The 13821-nt window shown below is 53.1% G+C and carries 10 protein-coding genes; 6 read left to right on the top strand and 4 right to left on the bottom strand.

Translation table 11 applies throughout. The features are described from left to right. Positions 1–108: 108 nt before the first annotated feature. On the top strand, positions 109–1050 hold the full coding sequence (locus tag HNR55_RS06385; RefSeq protein ID WP_242005511.1) for a DMT family transporter: 942 nt from the start codon (positions 109–111) through the stop codon (positions 1048–1050). Positions 1051–1080: 30 nt separating this feature from the next. Here HNR55_RS06385 and HNR55_RS06380 read toward each other — a convergent pair whose 3' ends face one another. Beyond that, positions 1081–1818 carry a hypothetical protein gene (locus HNR55_RS06380; protein WP_166114068.1) on the bottom strand — a complete coding sequence of 246 codons (738 nt, stop codon included), beginning with the start codon at positions 1816–1818 and terminating at the stop codon, positions 1081–1083. Positions 1819–2193: 375 nt separating this feature from the next. On the opposite strand from HNR55_RS06380, the gene HNR55_RS06375 reads away from it, so the two are divergent. Beyond that, entirely contained in the window at positions 2194–2400 is a 207-nt protein-coding gene (locus HNR55_RS06375) for a cold-shock protein (protein ID WP_166114071.1), read from the top strand. Between the two features lie 71 nt (positions 2401–2471). Here HNR55_RS06375 and HNR55_RS06370 read toward each other — a convergent pair whose 3' ends face one another. After that, positions 2472–3671, bottom strand: coding sequence for an MFS transporter (locus HNR55_RS06370; RefSeq protein WP_166114074.1), 1200 nt, complete (start codon positions 3669–3671; stop codon positions 2472–2474). A 205-nt stretch (positions 3672–3876) separates the two neighbouring features. On the opposite strand from HNR55_RS06370, the gene HNR55_RS06365 reads away from it, so the two are divergent. Beyond that, positions 3877–4470 carry a TetR/AcrR family transcriptional regulator gene (locus HNR55_RS06365; protein ID WP_166114077.1) on the top strand — a complete coding sequence of 198 codons (594 nt, stop codon included), beginning with the start codon at positions 3877–3879 and terminating at the stop codon, positions 4468–4470. Between the two features lie 10 nt (positions 4471–4480). Here HNR55_RS06365 and HNR55_RS06360 read toward each other — a convergent pair whose 3' ends face one another. Together HNR55_RS06360 and HNR55_RS06355 are read right to left on the bottom strand one after the other, a co-directional pair. After that, positions 4481–5185 (bottom strand): Crp/Fnr family transcriptional regulator, encoded by a 705-nt coding sequence (locus tag HNR55_RS06360; protein WP_166114080.1) that lies wholly within the window; start codon positions 5183–5185, stop codon positions 4481–4483. A gap of 195 nt (positions 5186–5380) precedes the next feature. Beyond that, positions 5381–5941, bottom strand: coding sequence for a DedA family protein (locus HNR55_RS06355; RefSeq protein ID WP_242005512.1), 561 nt, complete (start codon positions 5939–5941; stop codon positions 5381–5383). Positions 5942–6373: 432 nt separating this feature from the next. On the opposite strand from HNR55_RS06355, the gene HNR55_RS06350 reads away from it, so the two are divergent. From HNR55_RS06350 to HNR55_RS06340, 3 genes are all read left to right on the top strand, one after another. Next, positions 6374–9121, top strand: coding sequence for an autotransporter outer membrane beta-barrel domain-containing protein (locus HNR55_RS06350; protein ID WP_166114083.1), 2748 nt, complete (start codon positions 6374–6376; stop codon positions 9119–9121). A gap of 644 nt (positions 9122–9765) precedes the next feature. Then, on the top strand, positions 9766–10215 hold the full coding sequence (locus HNR55_RS06345) for a hypothetical protein (protein WP_166114086.1): 450 nt from the start codon (positions 9766–9768) through the stop codon (positions 10213–10215). A 332-nt stretch (positions 10216–10547) separates the two neighbouring features. Continuing rightward, the gene (locus tag HNR55_RS06340) at positions 10548–13721 is read left to right on the top strand and encodes a bifunctional diguanylate cyclase/phosphodiesterase (RefSeq protein WP_166114089.1); all 3174 of its coding nucleotides are present in this window, start codon (positions 10548–10550) and stop codon (positions 13719–13721) included. The last annotated feature ends 100 nt before the right edge of the window (positions 13722–13821 follow it).

The following is a 13821-nucleotide window of genomic DNA, read 5'->3' as shown; positions in this document are numbered from 1 at the left end:
CCAGCAATACAGCGCAAAAATTACCATTTTACTTTGTGTCGGCTGGCCGTTATTACTGCTAAATACTGTCCTGAATACAGGATATTCCTCACAGATATAGCGGCTTCGATGGACACCAAGACTCTTTTTTCCGGCATGGCTCTGGCGTTTGGCGCATATGCGTCTTTTTCGATAAGTGATGCGTTTTCCAAATTGCTGGCTGGCCAGCTTGATCCATTTGAAGTGGCTTTTTCTGGCGGGCTTTTTGGTTTCCTTATTCTTCCCTTTATCCGCAGGTCCGGTGAGTCCTATCTGGATATCGTCAGGCCGCAAAAATGGGGTATGTGGCTACTGCGTGCAGGGTGTGTGTTCGTAGCTACGGCAGCAAGTGTGGAAGCTTTTATGCTGCTTCCCATGCCGGAAGCTTTTTCGCTTATGTTTCTTATGCCGTTGTTTGTGACAATTCTATCGGTGCTGCTGCTTAAGGAAAAAGTGACATTCTGGGCCTGGCTGGCGGTTGTGCTGGGGTTTGCCGGGGTTCTTATTGTCCTGCGTCCCGGGTTCAGGGAGTTGCACTGGGGGCATCTGTGCGCGCTGGTCGCAGCTTTTGCCAATGCGGGGAGTGTTATTGCCTATCGTCTTGCGGATCAGGAGCGTACGCGTCTGTCCCTGTTCGGTTCAAGTCTGATTGGTCCTCTGGTTGGTAATGGGCTGCTTATGGGGTTGCATGCCCAATGGCCTGCAACCCTGACGGCGTGGGTTTACCTGTTCGGCTATGGGTTCCTCGCGGCCTTGGGGCAGTTGATGATGATGATGGCGACAGCCAGAGCCCCAGCCAACCGTGTCGCGCTGCCGCAGTATAGCCAGATGGTGTGGGGCGTGGCCCTGAGTTATCTTGTCTTTCACCAATCGCTGGATGTGTGGACATTTGTGGGTATTATTGTGCTGATGTCCTCTGGTGTCCTGAATTGGGTGCGTCAGAAAATTCGTTATGAGCGGATGGCCGTGAAGGAACTCCTTGCCCGCCGCAAAGCCCGTAAGGCGGGCAGGGCCGGTCAACTCGTGCGTTGACCGGATGGGCTGGATTTTTGGGGTAATGGTTCAGGTTTCGATAATTTTTGAACCAAAAATGGCCGATTGCAGGATAATCGTCATGGCGATGCGAACGTCCATGACCCTGAACATGGTATTGAACAGCATTCCTGTGGCAACGGTCATCGCGGAGCCCCAGAGCGGCTTGGGGAGCGGGCCATATGCTCCGGGTTGATCGGGGTAGTCCTGCTGGAAAATAGGTTCCATGTAAGCCCACATGGCTTCACGCAGGGTGTCCGTGGCAATCAGAGGGCGGAAATGGGCGTCAACATCAAGCATACCTTCTTCCGCTGTGCCAAGTCGGCTGGCAACGCTTGCGAACTGGGTGTTCAGGTCCGGCAAGTCCTGTGCGGAGCATCCGTTCTGTAGCGCAGGGCCGCTCAGGCAGGGCCAGAGGCCGGGGTTGTGTACACTGGCGTCGCCCTGCATCAGAAACTGGTTGAGCGGCTCGCCAAACAGGAAGGTCAGTCCCCCTGCCAGTGTGTGGGCCATTATATCCTGCTCTGGCCGTAATCCTGATTTTATGAGCGCAAGCAGGCTGGTCTGGGTGGCAAACCCACAGACACTCCCCAAGGCGGCAAACAGGGTAGGTGCATGTACGCGCCGGTGATCATCCTGCAAGGGACGCGGGAAGTTGCGCACGATTTCAGTTGTCACGAGATTAAGAAGGGCAGCCTGAGGAAAATCTTTCCAGACAACGCCATCAGAACCTGTTGTCTGGTTTTGTTGTGGGGGAGAGTGGGGCATGCAGACAGGCCTTGGCATTGTGTGTGGAGCAGAGCGTTCCATAACGTGAACAGCGGCTTCCATCCAGCGTGGAAGCGAAGTCAATTGATATTTAAAAAATTATAAAACGGGATATGTGAAAAATAAATCGGAATAGTTTTTAAATGAATATCCCATAAAAAATTCAATAATGTGAGGGGTTTGATTTATCTCATAAAATAAAAATTGAGCATTATGAAAATTATAACTTGCCTTTTTCTGAGGGATATGAGAGAAGAAAAAAGTGGATGCTCTTATGAGGCGGGTTGGTGCGCGTTGTGCCAGCATTGTCCTGTTAGAAGTTACGATTGCGCACGTGTTCTGTGCGCGACCACGACGTTAAAAAGGAGCCTAGTTATGACAACAGGCACCGTAAAATGGTTTAATTCGACCAAGGGTTTCGGTTTTATCCAGCCTGAGGATGGTGCGCAGGACGTGTTCGTTCACATTACTGCTCTCGAACGTGCAGGTATGGCTTCGCTTAGCGAAGGGCAGCAGATTTCTTACGAAATCGAAGCTGGCCGTAACGGCAAAAAGTCTGCTGTCAATCTCAAGGCAGTTTAAGACCAGATTAGCAGAAATGCTGTCTGAAGCCGCCTCTCGGGGCGGCTTTTTTTATGTCTGGGTGTAAGCCTTCAGGCGTGGTCTGGTGCGCGTGCTAACAGGTGGCTGATGACGGCTCCGATCAGGCAGCAGGTGGCACTGGCGAGGAACATGGCAGGATAGCCAGCAAGTTCAATAATCGGCCCCAGTGTAAAGCCTGAGCACGCAATGGCCAGGTCCAGAAAGATGGAATAAGCGCTTAACGCAGCACCGCGGTTATGAGGGCCAGCCTTGTTAACCGCGAGAACTCCCAGTGCGGGGAACAGGAGTGAAAAACCTGCTCCCGTTAAAGCCGCCCCCAGCAGCGCACAGGTATGGGACGGAAAAACACCAATGACAACAAGCCCTATGGCCTCGACCAGTAGGGAAACAATGGAGACAAGCACACCCCCGCGCCGTTTGATCTGTGCTGCAAAGAAAAACCGGATGCACACAAACACCGTGCCAAAAACAGCAAGTGCCGTAGCGGCTCCGTTCCATTGATGGGCCGCATAATATAGGGCCAGAAAAGACGAGATGGCCGCAAACCCAATGGAGCCTGCGGCAAGGGCCGCACCATGCCACAGAACCAGATGTAACGCCTTGCTGAAGGCAATGGGTGTTTCAGTGGAGGGGTGGGGCTGGGCTCCGTGGTAAAAGCCAATAAGGGCAAGCCCGACCAGCGGCAATGCGGCAGAAAGGGCGCCAACCGAGACAAGTCCCCCATACGGGGCAGGCAGAAGAGCAAGTACGGCACCAACCGGAGCCCCCAGAGCAATGCCCCCGTAAGAGCAGATTCCGTTCCACGATATGGCCAGTGCCGTGTTTTCAGCGCCCACGCGGTGGATGTTCCATATGATGACACCTGTTGCTGTCCAGCTTTCTGCCCAGCCCAGAAAAAGGCGGCTGATCAGCACAATACCAAGGGAGGCAGGCGGAGTGTTGTGCAGCAGGCCAGCCCACCCCAAGAGCAGGCCGGAACAGACACAGCTCAGCAATCCGCCAATAACCACGGGTTTTGGGCCTATTCTGTCTACCAGACGCCCGGCGGAGGAGCGGGCGGCAAAGGTGGCCAGATATTGCAGAGCAAAGGTCAGGCCGGCCAGCGTTGTGCTGTAGCCCAGTGTTGTATGCACAAAAATTGTCAGGACTGCGTTGGGCATGCCTATAACAATATAGACAAGCAGGTTGAACAGAACGACGGTCAAAACCTTCCTGATCGGGGATGTCGTGGATGTCTGTGCAATGGCCATGCTGTAATTGGAACAGATTCTGTGCTCTTTGCACAGCAAGTTAAGCGTATGAGCAGCAATGCGACGGGCATGTGGAACCTGAAGAGAGAGGGGCTGCCTGTTGCATGGATGGCGCTAAAGAATACGGCAGAGTAAAAACGGAATTTTGTAGACCAATCGGTCTAGTTGTATTGACTGGGCTCTGTGGATACTCTATTGAATACGCATGAATGTTGTAGAAAAGCATAATGCAGCCAAAAGGCGTATTGTAGAAGCCGCGCGATCTATTGTTGGGGAACGTGGTTTTTCTGCTGTAGGCATTTCCCAGATACTGGAGGCTGCAAGTATTCCTAAAGGATCATTTTACCATTATTTTGATTCGAAGGAAGCTTTTGGTGAAGAACTTTTGCGGATTTACATGGATGATTATCTGCAGAAAATGGACACTCTGTTCTCACCCGATGTCGGCAACGCGGCGGACCAGTTATTTGCGTATTTCCGCTTCTGGCAGGAAACGCATGTGGACGGAAAAACAGGCGATAAATGCCTGATTGTTAAACTGGCGGCCGAAGTATCTGACCTGTCCGAGCGTATGCGCAGAATTCTGGATACCGGTACAGCCAAAGCCATAGACCGCATTGCCCGCACTATTGCAGAAGGGCAGGCGGAGGGCTCGGTGCAGCGCGGTATGGAAGCTCAGGCGCTGGCGGGAGCTTTATACCAGCTCTGGCTTGGTGCGACCCTGATGGTCAAGATTACGCACCGCTCCCAGCCGTTTGACAAGACCTGGCAGGCATCCCAGCGGTTACTTCTGCCCTGATCCGTGCGCGTTATGGCTTCCGCAGCATGTGCATGTTGAGTTGTATCTGCCGGTGATTGATTTTTTTGATGTAATTCCTGGTTTCCAGATATTTGAAAATTCTGCTGGCTGTCTCAAATGTCATGCCCAGATAATCGGCAATATCCTTGCGGCTCATAATCAGTGTTAACACCTGTGTCGTTTGATTGAAGTATTCCGGCTGTTTGCTGTAAGCGAGTAAAAAACCGATCAGTTTGCTTGTTGCCGTTGGGTGGGACATAAGAACGATATGGTTTTTGGCCGCCATGAGGGCGGCTGTTTTCTGTTTGAGCAGTAAGTCCGTTATATCCGGATAATTCCGGGCAAGGGTTTGTACAGCACTCCGGCGCAGGCACTTGAGGTGCACATCCACCAGTGTAATGGCCGACCATGCGTAAACTGCGTCTTCCATAATGCCGAAAAACCTGCCAGGCCACAAAAAATCGAGCACCAGACTACGGCCATTCTCAAGCTGGTAATCCAGTCGGATTGCTCCGGATTGTAGGAAATAGATAAAATCGGCATTTTCACCTTGCCGGAACACAACATTTTTTGCAGGTTTTTTCAGATCGCAGCCAATGCGCTCCAGAGCCGTGCGTGCCGCCGCCATACGCGCATGTGGAGAACCCGGAGTGTGGTGGCCAGAATGCTCCGGATTATGCAGTGAGCGCGTGTACGGCACGGGATTGGTTACCATTCAGGCGGCAGCAAGGTGCCGGGCCGACGGTCTGGTTCATGATGTCTTCCTCCCATACCGGTCAATCCTTGCTGTCGTGATGATGGGGTTATGGTTGATTCCTAAATAAACGAAACGGAACCGTTTCGCAACAGCATCAGGTGCAGACCATTACGGTAGGGCTGGGCCGACCTTTTGTACTGCGGCGGCCATGCTTTACGCCGGGGATGCGATGCGCTTTTCTTCCGCAAGGGCCAGTTGTGTCAGACGTGTTTCGTTCTTGCGTAAAAAAAGACCCGAGCCAAGCAGGCCAATCACGGTCAACACCCCTATGGCTATGCCGGTCGGACCAGAAACTTCCGATATTTTACGTCCCAGCAGGTAGGTGCCCATTGCGTACCCGCCTGCCCAGCATGTGCCGCCCAGCGCATTAAAAAGCATGAAGCGCTTCCAGTGCATGTTACATGCTCCGGCCAGCAGGGCGACAAAAACGCGCAGGACAGAAACAAACCGCCCCAGAAAAACAATGGCGCTACCGTGGTGGCGAAACAGATACTGGCCAAGCACAAGCCGCTCGGGGGTCAGGCCAACCCTGCTTCCATGTTTTTGCAGGAGCGGAAGCCCAAAATGCCGTCCGATCAGATAGCCGAGATTATCTCCGATGATCGCCCCGGCAATGGCCGCCAGAGCAACACCCTGAATGGCCAGATGGTGGGTTTTGAGGCAGTACAGCGATGCGGTGATAATGCAGGTTTCGGCCGGAACAGGCAGACCCATGCTCTCCATCAGGACAAGCAGGGTGACGATACCGTACCCGTAATGCTGAAGCAGACTATCCAGATGATGTAACAGGGGAAGAGTCCTTTTTGGTGTTTCCGTTTTCTGATGCCGTCAGAGATACGCGGGTGGAAAGGTTTTCTGTTGCATGGCTGCGTTTCCCGGTAGGGGAAAGGGCTGCCAGAGATTGGAATGGCTGGAACGTGGTCATCTGACATTAGAGTGAAGAATATATCAAGTTAAAATAATAAAAACAAAAACATGCAGTCAATAAATTTTAAACATAAGTATTTGTGAGAAATTAAAAAAATATAGAATTTACAAAATGAATGTAAATAACCGTTTTTTTAACGATTAATATATTTTTGTTTGTTTTTATTGTTGAGACAAATTCCTGAATAGCGGTATTAACCTGATAAGGAATACAGGCGCATGAAATTTGATCGTGCAGGTGTTTCCATAAGGAAAAATAGCACTGTATTTGTACTGTTTTCTTGTCCCAAGGTTCGTCTGTTCGTTGTGACAGGTCTGGTTCCGGGTCTTCTGGTCGTGCTGAGCGTGGCGTTCCAGAAAGCTGCCCACGCAGAGAATACTCTGTATCTGACCGGGAGCCAGACAACATATAGGGTGAGTGGTCAGGAAAACTTTTTTGTTCCGGTCGGGAACTGTTCGGACACGATAGCCCCTTCCCCGCTCTGCGTGGATGGGGGCGCTACGCTGGAGATTGTGGGGGCAGGGGCTACGGTCGAGTCCACCGCACAGGTTTATGTTGGCTTTAAAACTTCGGGTACCAGCTCCCTGTCCATTCAGGGGGGAGGGGGCCTGCTTCTCAACCACGCGGTGATGCAGGTTGGCTGGAGCGGGGGGAATGGTCTTGTCAATGTTTCTGGTGCGGGTTCCCGGATTGTGACATCGCCAGAGAGCATTCTGGTGGTGGGAACGGGCGATAATGGCAATTATGGCAGTCCGTTCTTCGGCACGACAAATAAAACCTACGGCACTCTTAACATCACCAGTGGCGGGCAGGTTCTGGCGGGCACAGTCGCTGCTGGTCTGTATGGTGATGGTGTGGGCACTGTAACGGTTGATGGTGCCAATTCTCTTTTGCAGGCAAGCAGTGATTATTACGTCAATGGTGGCACGGGGATAGTCGGAGGCACGGGCACCACACAGGTCAGCAATGGCGGTACGCTGGTCGTGGGCGGGCAGGTCTATTTTGGTGGTGACAGGGTAGATGGAGATGGCAGCCTTATTCTGCAGTCCGGTGGCATGCTGGTGTTGGGGGACAGGACTGCCAATGGTCAAACGCTCAGTGCGCTGGTGGATCAGGAGGGGGGCGGGGGACAATCGCATCTGATTTTGGCTGGTGGGGGCATCAGGCTGATCAATTCCGGCCTGAACACGGACATGACCATGCAACTGACCGGTGGTGTGCAGTCTACCTTTGATACGAATGGCAGAACGGCGGTGTTGTCCGGCATGCTCACGGGCAATGGCGGGCTGGCCAAGCTCGGGGAGGGAACACTGATTTTATCCGGGGCCAATACCTATACCGGGGGGACGGATGTGCAGTCCGGGGTGCTGGAGGTTGATGGTGGGGTGGTCAGTCCGGTGAATGTGTATGACGGGGCGATTCTGGCCGGGGTGGGCAGCGTTGGTACAACAACGGTGGCTTCTGGTGGGGGTCTGTCTCCCGGTATGGGCAGTACGGGGGGAGCGTTGCATGTGGTGGGGAATCTGAGCATGAATCAGGGCTCTTCCCTGTTGGTTAATAGCCTGTCCACTACGCAGGGGCTGGTGCAGGTTACGGGGAGTGCGAGCCTGTCCGGCGGTACCGTGCGTCTGCTGGGAGTCGAGCAAAACCTGCATTACGGGGAGCAATATACCCTGTTATCCGCCGCTCAGGGGGTGAGCGGGCAGTATGAGGGGGTGAGTTTTGAACAGGCGGGCGCCTATCCATTTTTGTCGCCTTCCCTGCTTTATACGGCAAATACGGTAAACCTGCAGTTGTTGCGTAATGCCGTACCTTTTGCCGCCGTGGCGCAGACACGGAACCAGCGGGCCGCAGGGAACGGGTTGCAGGGGATGGCTGTGGACAGCTCCGTTGTGCGTGCAGTGGTGCAGCTTGGTGGCACCCGTGTGGTGGATGGGGCTCTGGATGCCTTGTCGGGCGAAATCCATGCGTCCATGCGCACACTTCTCCTGCAGGATTCCATGTATGTGCGGCAGGCTGTTTCTGACCGGCTGGCCGGAGCCTGGTGCGATAACGGGCCAGCAGGGCAAAGCGCACGGGGGATGGGCGTGCGGCTCGTGCGCGGTACGGATGAGGGGTGTGTGGCAGATCGCGCCGCGTTGTGGAGCCAGGCCTATGGTGGTTTTGGCAACAATAGCGGTGATGGCAATGCGGCCAGCCTGCGCCACTCTACCTCTGGATTGATCGTGGGGGCGGATACGCCTCTGGGGGAGGAGGCCCGGTGGCGGATCGGGGGGCTGGTCAGTTATGGCCGTTCCATGGTGGACGGCGGAGGGCGCAGCGCGTCCGGCCGGAGCAACAACATAACGCTGGGGGGGTATGTGGGGGCTCGCTGGGGCGGGTGGCGTCTGCATGTGGAGGCGGACTACGCATGGAACCTGCTTTCCCTTTCACGTCAGGTGACGTTTGCGGGTTTTGGTAATTCCCTGTCGAGCCATTATGATGGTGGCACCGCACAGGGTACGGGTGAACTGGGCTATCGGTTCCATATGGGCCGGGCAGTTCTGGTACCGTTCGGCAACGTGGCATACGTAAACCAGCATACCAGTTCCTTTCGGGAGCAGGGGGGTGTTGCGGCACTGCGTGGGCGGGCAATGGCCAGTGGGGTTACGTTTGCAACATTCGGGGTGCGGGCTTCAGCGTCTTTCCAGACACATGGGGTATGGGTTACCCCGCATGCCCTGTTGGGCTACCGGCATGCCTTTGGTATACTGACAGCCACAACGCATGAGGTGTTTGCCATTGGGGCTGGCGCATATGGCATGGAGGTTGCGGGTATATCTCTCAGCCCGGACGCGGTGGTCATGGATGTGGGGGGGAGTGTCAGACTGACAGACAGAATTGATATCGGAGTGTCTTATGTGGGGCAGTACGGTGGCCCGGCCGAAAGTAGTGGTGCGCATGGAAGTGTAACCGTGCGCTTTTAAACACATACAGCTCCGGTCTGGCTTTGCCTGTTTTGCCGCACAGAGCTGTTTCAGGTTTTTGTATCCTGTTCTGGTATCATATCCGCAGCCGCTGCGCTGGGGGTGGTGGTCGCCAAATCTACGCCACCAGAGTGCCTATAAGGGTGGCGGATAAGCCGTGCAGCAAAAATGCCCGACCCGGAGGGTGCGACGGAGGTCCATAAAGTCTGCCCCGTTACCGTCCAGTTATGGAGGCGGCCAGGGTAGAATGCGTTTGGGTACGAGGAGGAATGCTCTATACGAAAATAGTATAAGAAGGTAATTGGAGGCGTGTGGTGTCATACCTTGTCCGGTCAGGTGTTAAGGTAAAGCTATCAAAGCCGGTTGTGCGGTCGTAAGGTTGCTTGCATGTTGCGGCCTCTCTCGGCGATATTGGGTGTTGATGATTTTGGTTTGGGGGTTACGAGTGCAGGCAGCTTGCCAGAGCTGACAGAATCGTAACAAACTGGAATTATGTATTGTGTGGTCAGGTCTTTAGGAGATTTCCCATGTGGGAAAACCCAAAACATATTATCGTTCCCGTGTTCTTCAATTACCGTGGAACAGCCCTCTTTCATGAGGATCCTGTCAAGGTAAGGGCGAACCCTAACGGCCTGCAGAAATTTATGGGTCTGTTTAACCAGAAGTACCTGCCCACAGACGAAATCCGTTATCAGAAGCATTTTTATTATGGTTTTGAGTTCAACCCGCGTGAGGTCAAGGCAACCCAGTGTCTTATGGGAGGTATTTTTGACTTTTTCCATGCACGTGGACTGACGTTCAATTACCCCGATATTTCCAACCGCAAGGGAACGGAAATCTGGATTGGGGAGTATAAATGCCATCTGTTCGATATTATGGCGGATATCAGAAATCCGCATTTATGCGATTTCGGGTATTTTGATCCCAAAACAGGCGCTGTTGTGCTGGACGATAATAAAAACAGGTCCGATGGCCAGCACAAACCCGCAGATGTGTCCCGTCGGTTTGTGCGTGACAGTTTTTTGAACGGGAAAATTTTCGCCAGTTGCATCAAAGTTATGGAAATGCCGAAAGAAAAGGAACCAGATGCCTGATCTTGTGGTTGTCTGTAGAGGCTGAAGTGCGTGGGGTCTGGGCAGGTTTGAGGAGCAGGGTGCCGGGGCGTGCCGCTCTGGCATAGATGTGAGTGTGGAGTGATCTTTGGTATTTAAAAACACGTGGGAGTCTGCCTGTTTGCACAGGAGAGTACGGTTTTTTGTATGATAATGTATTTAATTATTAAATACATAGTATGTGAATAATAACATTATTTCTTTATGTGTTTGTTTATTTTTTATGATGGTTACGAATTGTAAACATATTTTGGTATTGTGTACTTTTGCTTTTGCGCAATGCATGCGTTTTCAGGAAGGTTCTAGGCTGCTTTATGGAGAATGCAACAAATCTGGATTTAGTGCAGAGACTGTATCGTGCGCTTCTCAACGCGGCCGACGCCGTGTTGCAGGCTTCCTCCGAAAGCGAGATGTGCGATAAAATATGTGCTGATCTGGTATCTGATGCGCTTTTCCATGCGGTCTGGATTGGTCGGAAGGATGAGTCCGACACGTTGCATATCCTCTCCTGCATGGGAGCTGGTGCGCAAGGAATCGCCAACCTGAAGTTTGGCTTCCATGAGAGCTTGCCCCGGTTTCCTGTCGCTGTGGAGGCATGGGACAGCCAGACTCTGGTTTGCAGTAACGATGAACTGGAAGAGCAGAAAAACACTCCGTGGTACGATTTTCTGTATCGCAATCAGTGGCGTGCGGTGCTGGCGGTCCCGATCTGGCGGGGAGGAGAGCGCTGGGCCGTTATTTCGTTCGTGTCGGCCAGAACAGATATGTTCGATGAACAGTGCATTGGCCTGTGCCAGAAGGTATCGGACCTGCTGGGTCATGCGCTGGATAAACTGGATGGCCAGAAAAGACTGGAAAAACTCCAGAATGAGGAAGCAAGGCGCACACGGCATGACCCGTTAACAGGTCTGCCCAACCGGCTGGCGCTGGAAGAATACATGCCACAGGTCATGGCCCGTGCGGTCCGGCAGGGTAGTTCGTTTGCAGTAGGCATACTGGATCTGGATGATTTCAAACAGGTGAATGACGATTATGGGCATGAGGCGGGGGATCGCCTTTTGCAGGCCCTTGGGCGTCGTTTGCAGGAGCATGTTAGGCATACGGATTATGTTGCCCGTCTGGGCGGCGACGAATTTGTCATTGTGCTGGACAATCTGGACCCGCTGTTACGGGTAACCCAGGCTACGAAAATTCTGGATAATCTGCACAAGGCTGTAGAAACACCATTTGCCATTGCACAGAATGCGTTTGTCATGGTCGGCATGACTCTGGGGCTGGCCCTGTATCCGGTTGATGGTGCAGACCCCGACACGCTTTTACGTCGCGCCGATGCGGCCTTGTATTTGTCCAAACAGAACAAGCCCAGCCGTCAGAACTGGTGGTGCATGGCCGACAGCACCCGGCAGTTACCGGCTGAGGAAGTCGTGGAACAGGCGGCTTTTAACCCATATGGGCCAGAATCTGCGGAATTGCTGACACGCGCCAAAACATTTCTGGTCCGGATACGGCAGAGTTTTATCGAATGTTTTTACGACAGTCTGGCAACAATGAGCGAGGCGCGCTTCATTCTGTCTGCCCTGACACCAGAGCAGCTTGAGCATCTGAAGCAGAAACAGGCCGCACATCTGGATTTTTTGCTGGGAGCAGAAACGCAACGACAGGATATTCTGCAACAGGCGGCAGAGCTGGGCGCCATTCACCTGCTCTGTGGCATTCCTCCTGCCCTGTTGGGGGAAGCTTACAGTATTTACAGACGTTTGCTGATTGATGGTCTGGATAAAGCCCTGTTACGCGCATATGACAGGTACCATATTCTCCTGACCACCGAAATGCGCTTGCAAGATGATAAAGGCGCGCAGCTTGAAGCCGGGCAAAAGGTTGAGGAAAAATATTTTGCTCTTCTTGCAGACCGTTTGCCCGCCGCAGGGTGTATCTGGCCGGATGTGAGCGCGCAGGGTGTGGAGGTTTTGGGCAACCTGCCGGGTATTCAGGCTGTCCTGCTATTCCGGATGAACCCGGCTGGTGAACTGGTTGTGGAGCATAGTGGGGGCAGTGCTGGCGCACGACTGACTCAAAAACTCAAGGAGAGAATCAGCCAGCCTGTTGTGAATGCACAGTCGGTATTTGGTAATACTGTTACCGGCCTGGCATGGCGGACACGACAGAAGCAGAGCTGCGCCTCTTATTTCACAAACCCCAATGCGGCGCCATGGCGTGATATGATGCAGGCTCTGGGCATCTCTTCGTCCATCAGCATCCCTGTTTCTGTGGAAGAGGAGCAGGTGGCGGTTGTGCTGACTCTGTTTGGGGCATGTCCAAACCAGTTTGAAACACAGCGGATGCAGCAGTTTGCCCGCAGTCTGCAACATCGCTGGGAACAGATGTGGATGCGGTGCTGTTTTCCCCGTGGTTCCGCCGTGACGGAAGAACAGTCCTGCCATCTGAGGGACAGGCTGTTCAGCGATGGGCTGCGTATGTACGTTCAGCCGATTGTGAACCTGCGTACGGGAAAATTGCTGGAAGTTGAAGCACTTGTTCGCATTCAGGATACAAACGGAATCATTATCGAGCCGGGGAGTTTTTTGTCTCTGCTCGGGCAGAATGAACTCGACAGGCTGTTCCACATGGGGCTTGAGGAGTCTCTGAGCCTGTTGCAGCAGTGGCAGAATGCTGGACAGATCATCAACCTCGCCGTGAATATGCCGCCCACTTATCTTTTGAATGAAGATGGTCCCTTGTGGGTCGAGAGCGCCTTGCAGCGTTATAATATCCGACCCGAGCAGTTAACGGTCGAACTGCTGGAAACACAGATGATCGATCCGACATTGCAGGATATAGCCATCCAGAAATTCAAGGCGATAGGGGTCAAGATTGCCATTGATGATCTGGGGTCAGGGTATAGTAACCTGCTCCGCCTTTCCTCCCTGCCATTTGATATTATCAAGGTTGATCAGGGGCTTTTGCGGAATATCCGTACAGCGCCTCTCCAGACATTCAGCATGGTCAAGTCCGTGTTGGATATGGGCGTTGATTTTCATGAACTGGTTATCGTGGAAGGTCTGGAGGATGATGACATGATCGAGGCCATCTACCATCTGGGCTGCCGTTATGGTCAGGGATATGGTATTTCTCCTCCCATGTCTCCCGAATATTTTACAAAATGGTATGCCGATTACCGCGTAAAAACCCATTCTTGCAGTTACGTCAGGGAACTGATGAGTGATCTGGGTGTACTGGCTTACCACTGGATGTCCACGCGGGGTGGGCAGAGTGCAAGCCGACATTCATTGCGGCATAGTCTTATAACGCATTGGCTGGTCGCGCAGGGGCTGGAAGGCTCGGAGGTGGAGCAATGGCATGAACAATGCCATTACGGAGATGATCCGGCGGAGGCTTCCCGCAAATTCATAGACTGGTTGGTTGAAAGAATAGCCCGAACCAATAAAGATCGTTTGTCTCTGGTGGAACCTCCACAAACGGGCAAATAGACCATGCGCATAGGGCTGCACTTCTGTGCGGTCCTGTATGGTTGGGTGGAAAAGGTCTCATTTCCTGTTTGCAGGATGCTTTTGATGCCTATCAGACGGT

Source organism: Acetobacter lovaniensis, from assembly GCF_014207635.1.
Classification (GTDB): domain Bacteria; phylum Pseudomonadota; class Alphaproteobacteria; order Acetobacterales; family Acetobacteraceae; genus Acetobacter; species Acetobacter lovaniensis.
This window is presented reverse-complemented; position numbering and strand designations above follow the sequence as displayed.